General features: G+C 35.6%; 17 protein-coding genes and 1 pseudogene. 5 read left to right on the top strand and 13 right to left on the bottom strand.

Features of this window, described 5'->3' with window-relative positions; genetic code table 11:
• Positions 1-255: 255 nt before the first annotated feature.
• Entirely contained in the window at positions 256-1,182 is a 927-nt protein-coding gene (locus tag DCO46_RS17525; RefSeq protein WP_116753791.1) for a DUF2806 domain-containing protein, read from the top strand.
• A 75-nt stretch (positions 1,183-1,257) separates the two neighbouring features.
• On the opposite strand, the gene DCO46_RS17520 is transcribed toward DCO46_RS17525, so the two are convergent.
• The 9 genes from DCO46_RS17520 to DCO46_RS17480 all read right to left on the bottom strand — a co-directional run bounded on the left by DCO46_RS17520 (position 1,258) and on the right by DCO46_RS17480 (position 16,005).
• Positions 1,258-1,896, bottom strand: a complete 639-nt coding sequence (locus DCO46_RS17520; RefSeq protein WP_116753790.1) for an MEDS domain-containing protein — start codon at positions 1,894-1,896, stop codon at positions 1,258-1,260.
• Between the two features lie 62 nt (positions 1,897-1,958).
• Positions 1,959-2,426, bottom strand: coding sequence for a hypothetical protein (locus DCO46_RS17515; protein WP_116753789.1), 468 nt, complete (start codon positions 2,424-2,426; stop codon positions 1,959-1,961).
• A gap of 184 nt (positions 2,427-2,610) precedes the next feature.
• A complete protein-coding gene (locus DCO46_RS17510) occupies positions 2,611-3,507 on the bottom strand; it encodes a carbohydrate kinase family protein (protein WP_116753788.1) in 897 nt (298 codons plus the stop codon).
• Positions 3,508-3,557: 50 nt separating this feature from the next.
• A complete protein-coding gene (locus DCO46_RS17505; RefSeq protein WP_116753787.1) occupies positions 3,558-5,249 on the bottom strand; it encodes a RagB/SusD family nutrient uptake outer membrane protein in 1,692 nt (563 codons plus the stop codon).
• Between the two features lie 15 nt (positions 5,250-5,264).
• Positions 5,265-8,369: a SusC/RagA family TonB-linked outer membrane protein gene (locus DCO46_RS17500; protein ID WP_116753786.1), complete on the bottom strand. Its 3,105-nt coding sequence runs from the start codon at positions 8,367-8,369 to the stop codon at positions 5,265-5,267.
• Between the two features lie 3 nt (positions 8,370-8,372).
• The gene (locus DCO46_RS17495; protein ID WP_165829002.1) at positions 8,373-9,983 is read right to left on the bottom strand and encodes a glycoside hydrolase family 32 protein; all 1,611 of its coding nucleotides are present in this window, start codon (positions 9,981-9,983) and stop codon (positions 8,373-8,375) included.
• 138 nt (positions 9,984-10,121) lie between these two features.
• Entirely contained in the window at positions 10,122-11,744 is a 1,623-nt protein-coding gene (locus DCO46_RS17490; protein WP_116753784.1) for a glycoside hydrolase family 32 protein, read from the bottom strand.
• Positions 11,707-13,065, bottom strand: coding sequence for a sugar porter family MFS transporter (locus DCO46_RS17485; protein ID WP_116753783.1), 1,359 nt, complete (start codon positions 13,063-13,065; stop codon positions 11,707-11,709). Before DCO46_RS17485 ends, DCO46_RS17490 begins: the two co-directional genes overlap by 38 nt.
• A 228-nt stretch (positions 13,066-13,293) precedes the next feature.
• Complete coding sequence (locus DCO46_RS17480) at positions 13,294-16,005, bottom strand: substrate-binding domain-containing protein (protein WP_243416344.1); 2,712 nt, start codon at positions 16,003-16,005, stop codon at positions 13,294-13,296.
• Between the two features lie 578 nt (positions 16,006-16,583).
• Here DCO46_RS17480 and DCO46_RS17475 point away from each other — a divergent pair.
• Genes DCO46_RS17475 through DCO46_RS17465 form a run of 3 tightly spaced genes read left to right on the top strand, consistent with a single transcriptional unit; the run spans position 16,584 to position 19,993 of the window.
• A complete protein-coding gene (locus DCO46_RS17475; protein WP_116753781.1) occupies positions 16,584-18,248 on the top strand; it encodes an ATP-binding protein in 1,665 nt (554 codons plus the stop codon).
• 11 nt (positions 18,249-18,259) lie between these two features.
• Positions 18,260-18,700, top strand: coding sequence for a response regulator (locus tag DCO46_RS17470; protein WP_116753780.1), 441 nt, complete (start codon positions 18,260-18,262; stop codon positions 18,698-18,700).
• Between the two features lie 36 nt (positions 18,701-18,736).
• Complete coding sequence (locus DCO46_RS17465) at positions 18,737-19,993, top strand: hybrid sensor histidine kinase/response regulator (protein WP_116753779.1); 1,257 nt, start codon at positions 18,737-18,739, stop codon at positions 19,991-19,993.
• 101 nt (positions 19,994-20,094) lie between these two features.
• Here the strand turns inward: DCO46_RS17465 and DCO46_RS17460 are convergent, their stop codons facing one another.
• The 4 genes from DCO46_RS17460 to DCO46_RS17450 form a co-directional block, all read right to left on the bottom strand.
• Entirely contained in the window at positions 20,095-20,469 is a 375-nt protein-coding gene (locus DCO46_RS17460; RefSeq protein WP_116753778.1) for a DUF4440 domain-containing protein, read from the bottom strand.
• Positions 20,470-20,518: 49 nt separating this feature from the next.
• Positions 20,519-21,019 carry a PRC-barrel domain-containing protein gene (locus DCO46_RS17455; protein ID WP_116753777.1) on the bottom strand — a complete coding sequence of 167 codons (501 nt, stop codon included), beginning with the start codon at positions 21,017-21,019 and terminating at the stop codon, positions 20,519-20,521.
• A 47-nt stretch (positions 21,020-21,066) separates the two neighbouring features.
• Positions 21,067-21,222 carry a hypothetical protein gene (locus tag DCO46_RS22760; protein WP_165829000.1) on the bottom strand — a complete coding sequence of 52 codons (156 nt, stop codon included), beginning with the start codon at positions 21,220-21,222 and terminating at the stop codon, positions 21,067-21,069.
• Positions 21,223-21,451: 229 nt separating this feature from the next.
• On the bottom strand, positions 21,452-21,967 hold the full coding sequence (locus DCO46_RS17450; protein WP_116753792.1) for a hypothetical protein: 516 nt from the start codon (positions 21,965-21,967) through the stop codon (positions 21,452-21,454).
• A gap of 288 nt (positions 21,968-22,255) precedes the next feature.
• On the opposite strand from DCO46_RS17450, the pseudogene DCO46_RS23260 reads away from it, so the two are divergent.
• Positions 22,256-22,347 (top strand): annotated as a pseudogene (locus tag DCO46_RS23260) (XRE family transcriptional regulator); the annotation flags it as partial.

The raw sequence follows: 22,347 nt of genomic DNA, 5'->3' as shown, positions 1-22,347 counted from the left end.
TTTTAATGTAGGTGATGCTAATTATAAAAATACATTTTTATTTTCGATAAACTAAATAAATTGATATGCCTGATGGGTGGATTTGCAAACCGTGCCCGCAAAGTATCTTAATAAAAATAAGAATTCAGTTTTTAACTACATATTTTACATCTGTTTTTCTTAATTAGAAAAGGTCACGGAAAGAATTTCCGAGCAATCAGGACTTTCAAAAAAATTGATAAATCTATACTCAAATAAAAAATAAATTTTATAAAAATGGGAGGAATAACATTATTTGAAGGAAAACCAATTGAAAAATTGATTGAAGTCATAAGTCAAGGAATAGGAACCCTATACAGACCTAGAGCAATAAGGAAAGAAGCAGACGCAGAAGCCTATAAAATTCAAGTTTTAGAAAAAGCTAAGACTATAGCCAACGCTGAAAACAAATTAATTGAATTTGAAATGTTAGGTACAATAGAACAAAAAATTCTATTTCAAGAGATAAGAAAACAAAATAATATAGAGCACATTCTAGAAGTTGCAGTTGAGCAAATAAATCAAGAACCTGAAATTTCATCTAAATCAGTCGATCCAGATTGGACAACAAGATTTTTCAATATAGCAGAAGATATTTCTAATGATGATATGCAAAAATTATGGGGAAGAATACTTTCTGGAGAAGTTAAACAGCCAGGTTCTTTTTCATTAAGAACTCTTAACTTATTAAAAGATTTAAACAAACAAGAAGCTGAAATTTTTACAAAATTTGCTCAATTAAACGTAAAACATGCAACAGGGAATTTTATTCCTTTCATAGATATAAATTATTTTCAAGAACAACTTAATATCCCGTATTCTGAAATCTTACTCATGAGTGAGTTAGGTTTACTTACAAGCGGAAATTCTTTAGGTTTAAATTTTCCTGCTTTAAAAGAACCTATGAGATTACTATATGAAATTGGAGAAACCGGAATTTATGTAACAACAAATGCTCATAATAAACCTCATAGTTTACCAATATTAGCATTTACAAAAATAGCATTAGAGCTTTTAACACTTATAGCCATTGAAATAAATCTAGAATATGCAACTTATGTTTGTAAAGCATTGTCAACACCTAATACAAAGATTATAGTCGGAACAATTATTAATGAAGAAGATAAAAAAAGATTCAACCCCTCATTTGAATATAGTCCCTAATAAAAAATTAAAAACTAACCAGTACTTTAAAGTTTTTTACACCTTTTTACTGGATTCCCTAATGAGAAAAATTATTTAAGATTTAAGTGCACTAGATCGAGAATTCGAAAGACTGGAAAGGAATTTCAAAGGTTCTACATAATGTGGGTTTTTGCTAATCTTTCCGTCCTTGATTACGTAAGGATGTGTAAGCAATATATCGGTAAGTGTACCTGGACTGAAACTATTGATATCGTACATACAAATTAGTGAAACTGCATGTTGTGGGGTTAACAGATTCAGTCTTGCTTCATACTCTAAGAGTTCATCTGTTCCGGGCAGGTTTTTGAGAGCCCAAACCATATCTCCGCAAGCCCTTACACTTTCATAACCAGCTCTTGAAGCCGATAATAAGGTGTTTTCTAGCATTTTGTACATTTTATCAGCAGCAAACTCGCCATTCTTGATATAAGTATTTTCAGAAGCCAATACTTCCAATTGACCGCTCGACAGTTTTTGAGCAATAGATATCCCATTATCAGCCAGACAACGGCAATGTTCACCATGTCGGTTTCCTTCGAGAATGTTAATTACTTTATCATTCGTTTCTAAGCCCTCCATGATATAAGGAATGATTACCTCATATTGTTGTTCTCTGGAATCGAAAAAACCGCAAATGTGCATTGGAGCCGACAATGACTCTCCACATACCGAAAAGGGTGTCTCTGTTTTCATATATCAAATATAAGTAATTAGTTTTTTTAACACAATTACTTTCAAAAGAGTTTTTCGGTTGTCTATTTATATGGGTTACTTGCTGTAATTGTATCAATTACTGCTGAGCCGCACGGTAGTTTATTGTAATTGAAATATTGTATTTCTTCAAAATCATCATTATTAGTATTACTTTTTAATCCTTTTTTTCTAATCGTGACCCATACTCCGGGCGAATCTATATTTGGTGTTGATGAACAATAATAATCCAAACTATCTACAACAATATTATACCCTGTAGTTTTATTTTTAAAATTAATTATCCGGCTTCCTTTCATAGTGTCTTTCAACTCCATAACATAATATTTTGTCTGATTGTTTTTCATCATTACTGACTCAATTATATAATCATCCGACAGAACTTTGATCGTTTTATCTTTATAATTTATTTCTATTTTTTCTCCATTAAATTCAAAACAGCTTCCAAAATGAAAACATATAATAATCAGTAAAACTATTTTTTTTATAGTCACGTTTTTTGATAATTTCATCTTGTTCATCTGTTGCATCCTGAATAATCTTATTATAAATTAATGTATATCATAGCGCAACCTAATTTTTTAAATGATTTCTGTATTGGTAAATGTAATGATAAGTTTCATTATTGAGCATATAAGACAAAAAAGCCTTAAACATTTTCGTTTAAGGCTAAAAAATATCTTTAATAATTCTACTTTACATCGTCATCAGCATTTCGATTTCAGAAAGATCAATTTTTGGATTTGCGCCTGGTGCCTCAGCAACTAAAGCTCCAACGGCACAGGCAAAATCAATAGCATTTTGGGGCTCTTTATCATTAAGCAATGAAGTAACTAAAGCCGCTAAAAAAGAATCTCCCGCTCCCACGGTATCAGCGACTTTAATGGGATAGCCTTCATTTTCATATATTTTATCTTTCCAGAATAACAATGCTCCGTGCTTGCCTCTGGTAACGCAAATTGCTTCTGCTTTTGTTTTTTCTACAATAAAATTCATATTTTCTTCGAGACTTTCAAAAGGCGAATGCATTGCTGCGGCAATCTCCAATAACTCTTCATCATTAAACTTTATAAAATTAGCCGATTGCATCAACTGATTTAGAATTTCATAGGAATAATGCGGTTTGCGTAAATTAACATCAAACACCTTGTAAACGTTAGTAAGCAGTAGCTCTTCCAGAGTATTTCTGGAAACGTTGTCACGGCAAACCAAACTTCCGTAAATCAGTACATCGGCTTGTTCTACCGTTTTCTTTGCTACCTCATTCAGTGCAATTTTGTCCCAGGCTGATGGATAATTGATTTCATAAGTGGCAGATCCGCGCTCGTTTAAGGTAACATTTACCAAACCCGTCGGAAAATCTTGTGAAGTTGTGATTGTACTGGTTTCAAGTCCCAGACTTTTAACTTCATCAATTATTGCTTTACCGTCATTATCATTTCCTACGCAGCTGATCATGGCAACTTCGCAGCCTAATGTTTTCATTCGCAAAGCGACATTTAAGGGTGCGCCGCCAATCTTTTTTTCAGTACCAAAAACATCCCAAAGCACCTCTCCGTAAGCTACCGCTTTTAGGTTTTTCCCGTTATTCATTCTAAAATCGTTTAATATATTATTGTAATTCAAATTACCTTTTCCAACTTTTAGTAACCCGGATTTTGTTTGTAAACTCCCTGGCTAAAATTGATTTGTTTTAAAGGAATTGGGCAATATTCTTCTTTCTGCGCATCAAAAAAGGCATCCTGATAATACGCTCGTTTTGTTTTTTCTCCTGCATAAAAATCATTCAAAACCTGATCGGTAACGCCCCAGCGAACAAGATCAAAAAAGCGGTTTCCTTCCATGGCCAATTCTAATCGGCGTTCCCAGCGCATTGCTTTACGGGCAAAATCCTGTGTCCAGTTGCAATTTGTTCCGTCCACATAAAGATCAACTTTAAAGTTATTGGCATACGGCAGTCTTCCTGTACTCTGAGCGGCTCTTTTTCTGATTTCATTAATTAACGGCAGGGCTTCGGCTTGTCTTCCTAATTCAATCAAAGCTTCGGCCCGCATTAAAATCACGTCGGCGTAACGAATCTGAATCCTGTTTTTTGAATTCCCATAAAACGGATCAATATTGACGAAACAACCGCAGCTTGGAGCAACATTTTCTTTTAACGAAGCAAAATATCCGTATGTTCCCGGAGAGCGAACCCAGGCTTCAACATATACATATTCGGGATCGTATTTGTATGGCAGACCAGGCATTGCTACCGTATGATACAATCTCGGATCGACCGTATTGGCATTTCTGTTTTTATAATCAAAATCCTGATTGTTGTACGTGTCAAATTGCGGCAACCCATCTGCTCCTGTTTTAAAAGCATTTACCAGGTTCTGACTTGGTTTATGAAAATCGCAGCATCCTAAACCCTGAGGTGTTGAAAGCACATCTGAGAAATTCAACCTTCCGTAAAGTGTTCCGTCATTATCTGAAAACTGAATGGAGAAAATCGATTCCTGACCATTTTCATAACTTCCCGGCAAAAAGTTATTGGCAAAATCAGGTTCCAAAGCTGCTTTTCCTATCACTTTATCCGTTGCAGCAATTACCTGCTCCAAATGTTGCGCATTGGTTCCTGTAACTTTAAATTTATCATCCTGCGTATAAGCCTGATACAAACGTGTTTTGGCTAAATAAGCATTCGCTGCTTTTTGAGTAGCGCGCCCAACCTGTGGCTGCGTTTCTGGCAAAACATCGGCTGCAGCCTGAAAATCTTCGGCAATTTTGTTCCAAAGTTCTTCGTTTGAAAGCGCTACGTTTGAAATGGTTTTATACTCTTCAACCGGAATATCTTCTGTAATATAAGGCACATTTCTAAACATGATTTTCAGCATAAAATAGAAATGTCCTCTTAAAAAACGCATTTCGGCAATACGTGTTTTTTTCAGCGGAAAATCGGCTTCCGAGATTTGTTCCAAAGCTTTCAGGGCTTTATTGGCTCTTCCAACCCCAACATAACTGTTATACCAAAAAGTGTCCAGTTCTCCAAAATCCGGTCTGATGTTATTAGAAACTTCAAAAAAGTGAAACACCTGAATGTCATTTGTACCGCTTCCGCCTTTGTACGCATCGTCTGAACGAACGTTACCAAAAGGCCACAAACTATAAGGCGCATCATAATGGTCGTTTCCTAACTGCGCATAAGCGGCATTCATAAAACCTTCAATTGTTTGGGGCGTTACAATATCGTCTTCTGATAAAACACCACGAGGATTATTTTCTAAAAAATCGGAACAGGAAGCGAATAAAGCCATCACTAAAAATCCTGTTATATAGAGTATTTTTTTCATTTTCTAAATCTTTGGTTATAAAGTAAAATTAAGACCAGCAGTAAAAGTGGTTGGCTGCGGATATCCAAATCCTGCATTTTCCGGATCAACTCCTGTAAAGTTTTTGGCATCCAGAATCAATAAATTTTGTCCGCTGATGTACAATCTGAAACTTTCCATATTCATTTTCTGCAACAAATTTTTTGGCAGATTGTAACCCAATTGCAAAACCCTAAGTTTAAGATAACTTCCGTTTTCGACATAATAAGTTGAAAATCTGTTTTCTGCATTTCTGTCTACGGTGGTCAAAGCCGGAATTGTCGAATTCGGATTATCAACTGACCAGGCATTCAGCAATCGTGTTCCTTTATTAGATCCAACATCGTCAACACTCCAAAAATCGGTTTGATATTTTGTATTGTTAATTACATCTACATTTCCTGTTCCTTCCCAAAAAGTGGTAAAATCAAAGTTTTTATAGGATAAATTCAGGTTTATTCCATACTGAAATCCAGGATTCGGATTCCCGATCCAGGTACGATCTTTGTCTGTAATCGTTCCGTCGCCGTTAAGATCCACGTAACGAATTCTTCCCAAACCTTTTCCTTCCTGAATTGGGGAATTATTTACCTGCTCCTGTGTGGTAAACAGTCCGTCTGTTACATAACCATACATGGAATTGATTGGACGGCCTAAAATATTATCGTTTAATCCATCGCCTCCGTAGTTATTTTTAACTTCATCCGGCAATTGGGTAATCTTGTTTTGGTTTGCTGAAATATTTCCTGAAATATCATATTTCAATCCAAATGAAGTTTCATCCTGGTATCCCAGAGAAAACTCCCATCCTTTATTTTCCATAGATGCACCGTTTACCCAGCGGTTCCCTCCTTCTCCAATAACTCCCAAATAAGCCGGAAGAACCAAAATATCTTCTGTTTTCTTGATATAATAATCAATCGATCCGCTTAATTTTTGTTTGAAGAATCCGAAGTCTAAACCAATGTTGGTTTGCGTTGTCGTTTCCCATTTTAAATCATCATTTCCGGACTGCGTTGCGATAAAACCGGATGGAAGCAAACCATTTCCGTTTCCTGCAATATCGTAAGCCGTTCCGTAAGAAGTTGACCAGGTTGGGCTCGCGCCTGCATAAGTAGCCAGATAAAGAGCATAAACGGCATTGTTGCTGATTTCCTGATTACCCGTTTGTCCCCAGCCTGCTCTTAATTTTAAATCGGAAATAACGTTGATATTATTTTTAATGAAATTCTCGTTGCTGATTCTCCATCCTGCAGAAACCGCCGGAAAAGTACCAAACTGATTGTTTTTTCCAAATCGGGAAGAACCGTCACGACGAATCGTAGCCGAAAGCAAATAGCGATTATCAAACTCGTAATCTGCTTTTCCAAAATAAGAAAGCAAAGAATAAACTGTTGAAGTTCCGCTGGTAAATGATTCTCCGGTTCCTGCGTCAGGATACATATAATCCGGCGTTTCGATCAGGAAGTCGTTTTTACGCAAAGTCGTTGTATCATAAGTATCTTTATACATTTCGGTTCCTGCCATCAGATTCAGATTGCTTTTGCCAAAATTCAAACTGTAAATTGCCGTGTTTGTCCAGGTCCATTTATCGCTTACAGACTGGTCAATCGTAACAGAAGTCTGATTGTTTTGCAGATAACCCGATTTGTAGCTTCTTTGTAAAGTACGTTTTTTGTAAAATCCGTAATCCATCCCGAAACTCGTCTTGATATGAAGATTTTTAATGATTTCTAAATCGGCATAGGCATTTCCGAAAAGACGCAAATAATCGTATTTGTTGTCTTTATTATATTCTAAAAGACGAACCGGATTTTGCCTGTCATTCATTCCTCCAACCGGTCCGCCCCAGCCTATACCGTCAACCGTATGTACCGGAATAATGGGAAGCGCACGCAGCGCCGGATCTAAAACTCCGGGATCTGTAACTTCATTGGTACGGTTTAATGTAAAGTTTTCTCCGATAACCAGTCTTCCGTCAAAGTATTTATAAGAACCATTCATTCTGGCAGAAATTCTTTCAAAATCGGTTGTCTTTACTACACCTTCATTTCCATAATAACCCAATGAAAAAACATAGCTTCCTTTGTCTGAACCATTAGAAACAGACAAATCATAAGATTGTGCCACTCCCGTTTGAGAAACGGCATCGTACCAATTTGTATCTGCCGATTTTATAGTTTTTTCTGCATCTAAATATTCGGGAATGATCACTCTGTTTAATTGCGCTTTACCATTAACATTTGCCCAGTCAAACTGATAACGGACATTATTACTGTTTGGATCTAAGCCGTCATTAATATTAGCCTGCCACAACGCTTGCCCGAATTGATTGGCATTCATTACATCCAGTTTATTTGAATAGCTTGAAAGTGAGGTATAAGTACTGAAATTAATTCTCATTTTGCCTTCTTTCCCTTTTTTGGTGGTAACGATAATCACTCCGTTGGAAGCTCTTGAACCGTAAATACTGGCTGACGAAGCATCTTTTAGAACCTGAATCGATTCAATGTCATTCGGATTTAATTCGTGCAGTCCGGATTTGGTCGGCATTCCGTCAATTACATAAAGCGGATCTGTATTGTTTAATGTTCCGACTCCACGAATCACCACTTTTGTATTGGCACCACTTGGCGAACCGTCAGAAGAAATTTTTACTCCGGCAATCCTTCCCTGCAAAGCTTTGATTGGGTTGGGTTCCGGTTGTTTCATGACTTCCTTCATGCTCACAACGGCAACCGCTCCGGTAATATCTGTTTTCTTTTGTTTGGAATAACCCGTTACGACCACTTCATTCAATTGATTGTTATCGAGTTTTAAAGTTATACTGAACGTTTTTTGTCCGTTTACAGCAATCGATTGCGGAGCATAGCCAATAAAAGAAACTACAATTGTAGCATTTGAAGCTATATTTTGGAAAGAAAAAATTCCGTCAAAATCTGTAGCCGTACTTGTGTTTGTTCCAGCAACAGTTACGGTCGCGCCAGGAAGAGGCATTCCGTCATCTGACGAAATTACGGTTCCTTTTATTTCGATTTCCTGAGCCGACATGATCAGCACCGGAAAAAAGAAAAATAGAAAATAAATAATTTTACTTTTCATAAATTATTGGTTTTGGTTTATTGATAGTTGGTTAAATACGAGATTAGAAATTTCAATTCCTTGGTTTGAAGAAGCTGAAATCGAGTTAAATGGCTGGTTTAGGAAAAAAATTTCGGTCATTACTTTTTCGCCATTGTTGTAAAATATTTCTATTGACGTTTTGTCGAGAACCACTTTAAAAGTCGCTGCTTTTTGACTCTCGTCTAATTTTGCTTTATGCACAATCGACGCAAATTTCTCTGAAAAGTCAATTTTTCCTGCTTTTGAACGATCCACAAATAAGTAGTTTTCTGAGTTATTCAATCCGAAGGTTAAAGACTCTCCTACCGCATTTGAAAGTGTAAAAGTGTAGGTATCCTGTTTTAAGTTTTTTAAATCGAAACTGATAACGGCCTGTCTTAAATCTATTTTCGCAGCATCAAAAAGTTCCAGTTTGCCTTTTCCTTTTAGCGTTTTGTTTTTAATGGATTTTGAAATGTACTTGTTAATTTCCTTAACCGGATTGCTAATTAAACTGTACTCCTTTCCCTTTTTGATTAATTGCATTTCACGCGGCGTTGTCATACTGCTTCTCCATGCGTTTGTTGGCACACTTCCGCCATAATCCAGACTCACCATCCAGCCGATAAACAATCGTCGCCCGTCTGAAGTTGGAATATTATTCCACGTTACTCCTGCATAATTGTCTTTTCCGTAATCGATCCAAACGGCTTTTTCTCTTTTTATTCTTTGTTCAAAATTGGGATCTACAGTAAAATTAGTTCCGTCAAAATCACCCACATAATATTGTGTTCCGGAACCTACGTTTGCCGCTCCCTGACCTAAACTCTGCAGTAAAACCCATTTCTTTTCATTGGTTCCTTCTACTTTAATCGAAAAGAAATCAGGGCATTCCCAAACACTTTCGTGCGCTCCTAAATCTTTTCCGAATTCTGATAAAAACTGCCAGTTTTTTAAATCCTTAGAACCATAAAAATGATCCCGGTCTGAAGCTGCCACAACCATTATCCATTGTTTACGGGCTTCATCCCACGAAACTTTCGGGTCACGAAAATCCCGAATTCCAGGATTTTTTACGACAGGATTTCCGACATCAAATTTCTTATACGTAAATCCGCCATCGTTAGAATAGGCAATATCCTGCTGTTCGGTATCCAGTTTCCCGTCTTTACCTTTTTCCATGTCGTGAAGCGTGTAAATAGCCACAATTGGTGCTTTTCCTCCAATACCAAAACCCGAAGTATTTTGTGCATCGACAACAGCACTTCCTGAAAAAATATATTTTTCCTTATCCGGATAAATGGCAATTGGCTGTTCTTCCCATTTGATCATGTCTTTGCTAATCGCATGTCCCCAGTGCATTGGCCCCCAGACATTTTTTTCCGGATAATGCTGAAAGTATAAATGGTAATAACCATCTGCATAAAACATTCCGTTAGGATCATTCATCCAGCCTTTTTGGGGCGTAAAATGAAAATTAGGCCGGTATAGTTCTGCTTCGGTAACATCGGCAGCCGGTTTGGTCTGTGCCGTTACAGAAGAAAAACCAGTACTTGCTAAAAGAAATAGCGCGACACTGTAAATTCTAAATGATTGTGATGTGCTTAATCTCATTTTGGTGTTTTTTTGGTTGATAATTAGAAGTTGTAAATTTTCAGAAAAGAGCATAAAAGGTCGGAAAGCATACACTTTCTGGTGGTTACAGCGACTGATTTATGATTTTCTAATTAAAAGAAAAATAATTTTTAGCGGTTATTCTTTATTGTTTTTGGAGACATTCAATTCCTGTATTACAAGATTACTGACTTCGATTTTTTCTGTAGCAGAAACAGAAAAAGCCGTAAAGGGTTTGTTTAAGAAAAAGATTTCGGTCATTACTTTTTCACCGTTATTATAAAATATTTCAATGGAGGTTTTGTCCAGAATAATTTTAAAAACCGCTTCTTTCTGATTTCCGTTTAAAAAAGCTTTACTGATTGTGGAAGCAAATTTTTCTGAAAAATCAATTTTACCCGCTTTCGAACGGTCAACAAACAGATAATTTTCTTTATTGTTTAAACCGAATTTTAAAGATTCTCCGTCAGAATTGGAAAGCTCGAAAGTGTATTGATCATGTTTTAAATTTTTAAGATCTAAACTAATAATCGTCTGAGCTAAATCTGCTTTTCCGTTTTCAGTTAAAACTAACTTTCCATTTCCTTTTAAACCTGATTTTTTAATGGTTTTAGAAACGTAATTATTGATTTCTTTTACGGGAATGCTTTCCAGATTATAACTGCCGTTTTTCTTAACCAGTTTTAGTTCACGTGCAATTGTGGTGCTGCTCCTCCAGGATGTTGTTGGAACTTGCTGCGCGTATTCCCAGTTAGACATCCAGCCGATAAATAATCGTCGCCCGTCTGAACTAGGAACGTTATTCCACGTAACTCCTGCATAATTATCTTTTCCATAATCTGCCCAGACTGCTTTCTCGTTATTCACTCTTTTAGCAAAACCCGGATCAAGCGTAAACGTTTTTCCGTCAAAATCGCCCACAAAATATTGCACTCCAGAGCCTCCGTTTGGTCCGCCTGGGTTTAAGTTTTGAATTAGAACCCATTTGGTTTCCTTAGTTCCTTCTACTTTTATCTGAAAAAAATCAGGACATTCCCAAACGCCGCCGTGCGCTCCTGTTTCTTTTCCAAACTCAGATACAAATTCCCAGTTTTTCAGATTAGATGATTTATAGAACTGCGCTCTGTCCTGCGCAGCCAAAACCATAATCCATTGTTTGTGCGTTTCATCCCAGGAAACTTTTGGATCACGAAAATCACGAATTCCGGGATTTTTCACGACAGGATTTCCTTCCTCAAATTTCTGCCATGTAAAACCGTTATCGTTAGAAAAAGCAATGTCCTGCTGCTCCACATCCATTTTGCCTTCTTTTTCTTTTGTCATATCATGCAAAGTATAGATGGCAATAATGGGATCGTTTTTTCCCGTTTTCAATCCGGATGTGTTGTTCACATCTACAACGGCACTTCCGGAAAAAATGTATTTGTCCTTATCCGGATAAATCGCAATTTGCTGTTCTTCCCATTTTACCAGATCTTTACTAATCGCATGTCCCCAATGCATTGGTCCCCAAACACTTTTATCCGGATAATACTGGTAAAACAAATGATAATATCCGTTGGCGAAAAACATTCCGTTTGGGTCATTCATCCAGCCTTTTTTGGGTGTAAAGTGAAAATTAGGACGGTACATTGTTTCTTCAGATGCATTTTCAACTGATACAGCTGTCGTTTGTGCAGCTGCCGAAAATGGTTTGCAACCTGTAACGGACAACACTAATGCACTATAAAAAGCCAGCGGGAGATATTTCGTTGATTTCATTTTTTTTGATATTTTTTTTTGTTAATGTTCCACTTAATACTTCCAGAGAAATTCCTTTTGTTTCCGGCATTAAAAAAATCACGAATACTAATTGCAATACCATCATTAAGGTGAAAATCAGGAATACAATTTCGGGTCCGATTTCTGAAAACAACATCGGAATCAAAGACGGAATAATGGCTGCCAAAACCCAATGTACTGAACTTCCAAAAGCCTGTCCGGATGCACGAATGTGATTCGGGAAAATTTCTGAAATGAAAACCCAGATTACAGCTCCCTGACCAATGGCATGCGAAGCAATAAACAGGAACAGGAAAACAGGAACCGATAAACCGCCCCAATTGTAATAAAAAGAAGCCGATACTAATCCGAGTGAAATGATATAGCCAACAGAACCAATGTACATTAACAACTTTCTTCCTAATTTGTCAATTAATGCCACACCGATTAAAGTGAAAATAAGATTGGTAACTCCAATTCCGATACTGCTCAATAAGGCTGTATTTTGTCCTAAACCTGCTTCTTCAAAAATTCTTGGCGCATAATAAAGGAACGCATTAATCCCCGAAAACTGATTGAAAAAGGCAATTAAAAAGGCTAAGATTAAAGGGAAGCGGTATTTTTTCATGAATATATTTTCATGTTTCGTTACTCCGTTTTCGCGGGAATCATCTATAAGATCGGTGATACTGGCAGACGGGTCAATTTTATGTAAAACTTTGCGCGCTTCTTCGTCACGGTTTTTAGACAATAACCATCTTGGACTTTCCGGAATAGTCAAAATAAATAGAATGTAAATAACAGACGGAATTGCCTGAACGCCAACCATCCATCTCCAGGCATTTTCGCCAATATCTTTTAAAAAGTAATTTGAAATAAAAGCAATTAAAATACCCAATACAATATTAAACTGGTACAAAGCCACTAACCTGCCGCGTTTGTCTGCCGGAGCAATTTCTGATACATAAGCAGGAGCTGCAATTGTTGAAGCACCAACTCCCAAACCTCCGATAAATCTAAAGGCGGCAAAAACAAAAGGATCATTTGCAAAAGCGGCACCAATCGCCGAAACAAAATACAAGATTCCGATCCAGAACAATGTTTTTTTACGTCCTATTTTATTGGTAGGAATTCCTCCGAAAATAGCACCCACTACAGTTCCCCATAATGCCATAGCCATAACGACTGAACCATGAAAAGCATCAGATGAATGCCAGAGAAGCTGTAATTGTTTATCAGCTCCAGAAATAACTACGGTATCAAAACCGAAAAGAAAACCTGCCAGTGCAGCAGTAACAGACCAAATCAATATCTTATTCATTGTACATATATTAAAACTGTTGCTAAGATATCTGCAAAAAAAACAACTTATTTTTAATGATGTTACAATTTATTTCTATAATTATTGATGGATTACCATTTTACCTTCAAAACCTTTATTCACAAGACTTTACAAAGGATGAAAATTATTTACGAAAACCTTGTAGTTTCGATTGTGTTACATAAACTTCAAAATTGATACGTAAAATGTAACCATTTTGGCTGCTAATCAACTGGAGGTTTTGTATTCTTTTGGCGAAACTCCAAATTTATTCTTAAAAGCAGTAGAGAAATAGTTTGGAGAGGAGAACCCAAGTGAGTAGGCAATCTCCGAAATATTCATCTCATTTGACTTTAAAAGCTCTGCCGCTTTTTCTAATTTGACATTATTAATATGGTCGCTGATATTAATTCCGATAATGGCTTTTACTTTTCTGTATAACTGAACTCTCGAAACACCAAGCTTATCCGCTAAGTCTTCAACAGAAAACTTCGGATTCTCTACGTTCGTCATAATTATAGTATTCATTTTGGTTATGAATGTCTGTTCCTGATTGCCAAATTTAGATTCCGGTTCAATTCGGTAAATGTTATTTGTGTAGTAATAACGTAGTTTTTCTCTATTGAAAAGCAAACTCGAAATGGATTGTTTTAAAATAGAAAGACTGAACGGTTTTGTCAAATACTGGTCTACCCCGCTCTGCAGCCCTTTCAGAATGGATTCTTTATTGCTTTGCGCTGTCAAAATAATAATCGGAATATGAGACGAACGAAGGTCTTTTTTCAATTCCTTGCTAATTTCGTAACCGTCTTTGTCAACCAGATTGATATCACAAATAATAATATCCGGAATAATTTCCAAAGCTTTTTCGACTGCATCGCTTCCGTCAGAAATAGTTATCAGATATTCGTTAGAAAGCTTAGATTTTAAGAAAATAACCAGATCACTATTATCTTCGATAATCAGAAGTGAGTGTTTCTCAGCATCAGCAATCGTGTTTAATTCCTTCAGGTCTGATTCTATATCCAGATTATCGGTAACCAAACTCGGAATACTTGAAATATTTTCAATTTTCTGAATCATTTCCGAAGGTTGCAAATGACCGTTTCCTTTTAGTAAAGTAATCACAAACTCACTGCCTTGTTTTGATCGTAATTCGATAGCACCTTTATGCAAAAGCACAAATTCTTTGGATAAATGCAAGCCTATTCCCGAACTGTTTTTATTGTTATTTGAAGCCCTGAAAAACGGATTAAAGACATTTGAATGTTCATTTTCGGGAATTCCAATTCCGGAATCCTTAAAATGGATTTTAACTTCATTTTCCTGATTTTCAACAATCGAAATACTGATTTTTCCGTTATCCGGAGTAAATTTAAACGCATTCGACAACAAATTGAAATACACTTTATCCATCAAACCTCTATCAATAAAAAGTTTCAGGTTTTTATTTTTACAAATCAGCTGAAATTCAATGTTTCGGCGTGAAGCTTCTCCCTTAAAATTTGCCATCACTTCATTCGTAAAATCATATATTTTAGTGTTTGAAGCTCTTAAAGTAAACTTCTGCTCTTCTATCTTTCTAAAATCCAGTAACTGATTAATCAGTCGCAATAATCTGTTGGAGTTTTTATGAATCAGTTTGACTTCATCTATTAGAGCGGTTCCTTTGATTTTTTCATTTTCGATTAAAGATTCCACATAGCTCATTATCAAAGTAATCGGCGTTTTGAATTCATGCGAAAGTCCGGTAAAGAAACTCAGTTTTGCTTCGTTGCTTGTGGCCGCAATTTGTGCCATTTCCTGAATTTCAACATTTTGATCAATAACCGTTTGATTGATTCTCTCTAATTGTTTTTTCTTTCGTGAAATCGAAATGGTCGAATAAATACTGTAAATCGTTAAACTCAAAATAATGACAAGAAAAAAGCTCAGCAAACGAACCAAATTATTCTGGGAAGCATATTCCTTTTCCTGAATATTGATCGCTCCCTGCTGCGATTCGATAACCAATTGCTGCTGATCAACCTTGTCCATTTGGTTTTTGATGATTTCAGCATTATTCTTATCAATTACAATGGTATTGAGAATATTATTTTTAGCAACTGATTCTTTATTATAAATTTTCAGAGCCAGTTTCAACGCTTCATTTCCTCCGGTTGGATACAAAATCGTACCGTCAAGCACGCCGCTTGTTATTAATTCAATTCCGCCATTTACGGTATTCAGGGCGTCAACCCCAATAAACTTTATTTTCTTTTCCAGACCAAGATTTTTAGCTGTTTCCCAGGCACTCAAAGCCATTCTGTCGTTATGTGCAAAAACATATTCGATATCCGGATTTTGCTGGAGAATGGTTTTCAAAGGCAATTTTACAGATTCCTTTTCCCAATTTCCCTGAATCGTATTAACGATGCTAAAACGCTTATTTTCGTTGATAATCTGATTAAAACCAAGTGTTCTTTCATAAGCCGGAGATGAGCCGCTGGCACCCGTAATTTCTACGATTTTGCCGGAACCTTTGCTGTGCGAAATAATATAGCGGGCAGCAATTCGGCCAATTTCAATATTATCTGCACCCAAATAGGCAGTGTAATTTTCGCCGTCAATTTTTCGGTCAACAACCAAAACAGGAATTCCGGCCTTAATCGATTTTTCGACAACAGCCGTCAAAGGTTTAGACTCAATTGGCGATACAATAATAACATCGACTTTATTCGAAATTAAACGCTCAATATCTTCTATTTGCTTGTGAATGTTGTTATTGGCATCTTTTATGGTCAAATCTACTTCGGGATGCAATGACGCTTCAATTTTTAATGAGCTGTTCATTTGCTTGCGCCAGTCATCTGTGGTCATCGCCTGCGAAAAACCAACTTTGATTTTGTCTCCCTGTTTTTGTTTACAGGAAACTAAACTTAATGATACTGCAAAAAGCATCAAAATATATTTTAATAGCTGATACATGGAAATTATGAATTTATGTAAATGAATATCTTTGGAATTATCTTCACGAATCAAAAACCTGACAAAATAATTAGGAAGGAATATTTTGTTGCGTCAAGCGATAAGAAGACCTGTAATTCAAAAAGTAAAATTAAACTTTTATTTTATCTGTGCAAGTAAGCAGCCTGTCAATATATTGAACCAAACAACAATAAAGATGTTAATCTGACAATAAAAAAAATATATTATATAACGAAGAATAAGATAACAGTCCTAAATTTGATTTTTTACTACAGTTAAGTTTTACGATGTAAAATCTGTCTGCCAGTAATTGATCAAATGAAAAATAACTACGATTGGGAGTAAATGACAGTATCATTATTTTGCATAAATGCATTATATTGAGATATTACAGAATAATCAAACATTAACCGTTTAATTAACCTATATTCGTTCAATATCAAATTACCTTATATTCAATTAAGGCTTCCTTTTTTAAATAATTACTAAAATATAGGTGCTTTTCCAGCAAATTACTGCCATTATTTTTTTCAAATACAATTTCGCTTTATATGGGCACAAAAGAAAAAAATGGCGATGAGGAAATCACCCTTTCCGCGGAACAAATCGTTTCTCTAAAAAAAGAAAACAATCGAAACATTGCAGCATTTACTATTGCTGAAACAGAAATTAAAAATCTCAAAGAAGAACTTCATACAAAAGAGCAACAGTTAAGAAACCAAATTGATGCTATCAACACCACAAATGCATCGATAGAGTTTGATCTGGAAGGAAATATTTTAAACGCCAATAAAAATTTCCTCAAAATTATGGGTTACGCTGCCAAAGATTTGATCGGAAAACATCATAGCATTTTAGTTGATCCAGCCTATTCAAAATCAGATGCGTATCAATTTTTCTGGAATAGCCTGAAAAAGGGGATTTATCACAAAGATGAATTCATAGCGGTTGCCAAAAATGGCAAATTAATATGGTTTTTAGGCAGTTACAATCCTATTTTTGATGCGTCGGGCAAACCTTACAGAATACTAAAAATTGCCACTGATATCACACTTGTCAAAACACAATTTTTGCAGCTGGGTGTTCAGGCAGAGGAAAAAGAAAAAAGAGCATCTGAATTAATTATTGCCAATAAAGAACTTGCTTTTCAAAATAAGGAAAAGGAAAACCGGGCAGCTGAATTAATTATCGCGAATAAGGAACTTGCTTTTCAAAATAAGGAAAAGGAAAATCGTGCGGCAGAATTAATTATTGCAAATAAAGAGTTGAAATTTCAGAATGAACAAAAAGAAAAAAGGGCTTCTGAACTGATTATTGCCAATAAAGAACTGGCCATTCAAAGTACAGAAAAAGAAAAACGTGCCGCTGAGCTTATCATTGCAAATAAGAAACTTGCTTCTGAAAAGATCCTGAAAGAAAAAAGAAAAGTCGAAAAGCTAAAACGGGCAGCAGAATTAATTATTAAAAACAGAGAACTTGCCTATCAGGAAAAACGAAGCAGTGAGCTGACTCTTGCCAATGATGAACTAAAAAAAGCTCAGGAAGAACTGGGATCATTTTCCTACTCTGTTTCGCATGATCTGCGCGCTCCGATCCGGGCGATCAACGGGTACACACAAATCCTGATAGAGGACCATGCAGATTGCATAGATGATGATGGAAAAAAAATCATACAAGCCATAATTAACAATTCTACCAAAATGGGAATGTTGATAGATGACTTACTTGCTTTCAGTAAATTAGGACGAAAAGAGGTTTCTTCTGCCAATATAAATATGACGGCACTGGTAAATGCGGTTATAAACGATATAGCAATTGAAAAAGGCGAAAACACACCCATATTTGAAATTGAAGAACTTGCCTATTCGCATGGAGATCCGTCGCTAATTAAACAAGTCTGGATCAATTTAATCTCGAATGCCATTAAATATTCAAAATATAAATCAGAAACCAGGATTAAGATTACTTCTGTTCCGGAAAAGGACAAAATCATTTACAGTGTAAAAGACTCAGGAGCAGGATTCGACATGGCTTACTACGATAAATTGTTTGGCGTTTTCCAGCGTCTGCATTCACAGGACGAATTTGCAGGAACAGGTATTGGTCTGGCTATAGTACAAAAAATAGTCAACCGTCATTCAGGAACAGTGTGGGCAGAATCAAAACCAGATGCAGGTGCTCATTTTTTCTTTAGCCTGCCAAATATTAAACATTAAAAATCAAAAAAATGGATTACGAAGATATTGAAATTTTATTTGCCGAAGACAGTATGGAAGATGCCATGCTAACAGTACGTGCCCTTAATAAAAGCGGTTTTACCAACAAACTCCTGCATGTAAAGGATGGTGCCGAGGCGCTTGATTTTTTATACTGCAGGGGAATTTATTCTGAGAGGAATCCTAAATCATATCCGAAGCTTCTTCTCCTGGATTTAAAAATGCCAAAGATGTCCGGAATGCAGGTACTTGAAAAGGTGAAAAGCGATGATGCGCTTAAATCTATCCCGGTAGTCATTCTCACCTCTTCTCAGGAAGATCCGGATATTGCCAAATGTTATAGTCTTGGTGCTAACAGTTACATTGTAAAACCGGTAGACAGTAATAATTTTTTTAATGCAATAAAAGAACTTGGAATGTACTGGATGATACTGAGCCAGCCTGCCAATTAAGGATTTAAGTAATATATCCCAAATGATTCCTCTCAAATGAAAAAAGATATTAGAGCATTGATATTAGAAGACAATACTGCCGATGCAGATTTACTGGTTCGCCATTTGAGAAAATCAGGACTGTCATTTGTATCAAAAGTTGTTGAATCAAGAAAAGTTTTTGAAGAATCTCTTGACACATTTTTGCCCGATATTATATTATCGGATTATTCACTGCCTTCATTTGATGCTGTTTCTGCTTTTAAAATAATAAAAAACAAAAATCTTAATATCCCTTTTATAATTGTCTCCGGTATAATTGGCGAGGAAAACGCTGTAATGCTGATAAAGGAAGGTGTAACCGATTATGTTTCCAAAAATAATTTCTCGTCCCTGATCCAAAAAGTAAACCGGGCGCTCAGGGAAGCAGAGGAATTAGTCCAGAAAGAAGATCTTATCGAAAAGCTTAAAATACAGACCAAAGCACTGCTCATAGCAAATACGGAATTAGAACTTCAAAATGCTGAAAATGAAAAAAGAGCCGTTGAATTGATAAACGTAAATAAAGAACTTCTTGCTTTTAATTTCATCTCAAGTCATGATCTTCAGGAGCCTCTTCGAAAAATCCAGACTTTTATTTCCATTATTATGGAAAAAGAAATGGAAACCATGAGTGATTCCGGAAAAAGTAATTTGAAACGTATGCACGTCTCAGCAACAAGAATGAGACAGCTTATTGAAGATTTATTAGATTTTTCGAGGGTAAGTGTTGTTGATCATCCTTATGAAATGACCGACTTACATGAAATTATTGATGATATAAAATCAGAGCTTTCGGACACGATTGAACAAAAAAAAGCGGTCTTTGAGATCAATGGATTAGTGCCTGTATTTATAAGGCCATTCCAATTTAGCCAGCTTCTGTGCAATCTGATCAGCAACTCATTAAAATTCTCTGTCCCTGATACTGAACTTCTTATTACCATACAATCCGGTATTCTAAAATATAATGAGTTCAGGTTGCTTAATCTGCCTGATAGCCCGCAAGTCTGTGATTATTGGAATCTTACATTTAAAGATAATGGAATTGGATTTGAAGAACAATACAATCAAATTGTATTCATTATCTTTCAAAGGCTTCATCACATAGAAGAATATTCCGGAACGGGAATTGGTCTTGCTATCGTAAAAAAAATTATAGATAACCACAACGGAATTATAACTGCAGACGGTAAATTAAACAAAGGCGTAATATTTAACATCTATATACCCATTACTGAGCAAAATCCTCAGGATTTAAATATTTCATTATAAAAACATTCATAAAATGGTGTGCAATTGTTGCGTATAGTCCCAAAAATAAAAAAACTCTAAATCCTTGATTTAGAGTTTTTTTTTTATCTTTTATAATCTTATTATTGAGACAATTCAGCTTCTGTATGCAAAGCGCAAACCCAAGTGTTGTTTTTCTTAATCCATGTAGAAGTACAGGCACATTTCATTGGCGAATTTTGTTTATTGTCTGCTATTCCCAATTCGATTACGTATCCTATTATTGCCGTATGGTCGGCAATACTTTTTGCTTCTACATCAGAAATGCCCAACACTTTTATTTTGTCACCATCTCCGGATTCAAACATTTTCTTAAACTTAGATTCGTCTACGCTTTGTACGCCATTTTTGCCGGCAATAATGCAAGGAAACAGGGTAAGATTTTTTACCGTCTCATAATCATGATTTTCCATTCCCTCCCAGTATTTTTTTTCCAGTTCAATAATTTGCGTTTCCATAATAATCAGTTTTTAATTAAATATTTTGCACAAGATTTGCTGAGAAATATTATTTCTGATCAAATTCTTTTCGGTTGTAAAAAGAATCATCATCACTATTATAAGAACCAAAATCATTTTCAGGATAATAGGAATTCATTACTCTTTTTTCGTAGTCCCTGTCAAAATTGTGCTGTCTGTTGTATCGGTTAGTGTTTCTAAAGGTATCGTATCCGATATTACCTGCCATAACAATTTTCGTGTCTTTATTTATACTTACAGATCCAATCGGTATAATAATATGGCTGTCTCCGTCTTTATAAATAAACTCTCTTCCGTTATCGTTTGCTATAACATCATGCACCTCATGCTTGTCCTGAATTAATTCTTTGGCTACTTTCACATCCAGGTAAACAACGCGCTGCATATCTTTATTTACCCACAGATTATCAATTGTACCAATAGTGTGGTTGTCAGCGTCTACGATTTTCCATCCTCTTACATCCGAATAATTTGATGCAATCTTATAATCAGATAATTCGTCCAGTCTGTATAAATTTTTATTTTCCATGATTTCTTTAATTATATGTATATATTCTTTTTCTGCCGGGTTAACGACTATTGCCCACTTGAAGTGTTTTCGATTTCTACACTGTTATCATTCTGAACCTCATGCTCTACAAAAAAGATGTAATATATAAGTGCTCCGATTATCAGCAAAGCTGCAATCCATGGCCATACGGGCTTTTTCTTCTCAATTTTAATTTCTGCCATAACTTTATTTTTTTTGATTTTATAATGGTTTTTTAATACACTATTAAAGGTACAAACGAGAAGAAATTACGAAGTATTAAATTTCAGCAGGATGTTACAAAATTCCCAGTAAATTGATTTGGAAGAGTTTAAGAAAAAAAACATAAATCGTGAAATCACATTTTAAAATTTGAAGAAAGAATATTTTATTCCATGACAGAATCAACCTGATTTATTTTCCTGATTTTCTCTACTCCCTTTCTCGTATTAGTTCTACGGCATCGAGCATTTTGATTAAATGAATATAAGGCGTCGTGAGGTCAGTGTTGATATCTCCGATTTTTGTAGATAACGAAAGTTCCAGGATTTGGCATAGAAATAATTCAAATTCTTCGGGAGTTTTTTCTTCAAATGCTTTTTGAAATACAAGAAAAGGATTATCGAATTCTTCCTTCGTGAGGGAAGAAGGATGAAAAACCGTCTGACTATGTAAAAAACCTTTCACTTTCCATTTTTTGCTTTTCTTTTTAAGGCAGTAACAGACTTTGAGAAAAGAGCGCATAACCGTATAAAACACAAAAACGCCCGAGGGATTTTCCTGTTTATACACTTGTTTCTTATAGCTATACGTTACGGCTTCACTTAAAGTCCGTTTATAATAATCAAAGTGCGAAAAGTCAAAAAAAGCATCGATGACCTTAAATGGATTTTCTGTCTCATACCCTCCCCAAAAGCCGGTTTCGAAAGATATTTTATTCTTTTTCATAGTACGTAGATTTAAAATTTGCAGACGAAATTCTATTCTTTGAAAAGAATAATCTATTCGAAAATCGGATATATTAAACCATCGTATATTCAATACAGGCCATTTGCATGGTACTATTTTCATATTATATCGGCAGTACAGGAGAAAACATTGGAATAAAACACAAATAAAACCGGTATAATATCTGACAAAATTGATGTATTATGGGATATTTTTTTATCTTTGAAATTCAGGTTTTTTAATCCAAATGGCTTTATCTTTGAGCCTTTAGAAAAATTGATATTCATTATGGAACAGAAAATACATCAGGGAAAAAACGTAAAACGTTTCAGAGAAATGCTTAACATAAAGCAGGAAGCTTTGGCTTATGATCTGGGAGA

It is taken from the genome of Flavobacterium sp. HTF, assembly GCF_003105115.1.
Lineage (GTDB): Bacteria > Bacteroidota > Bacteroidia > Flavobacteriales > Flavobacteriaceae > Flavobacterium.
Note: the sequence above shows the minus strand (reverse complement) of the source record. Positions and strands in the feature narration are given on the sequence as shown.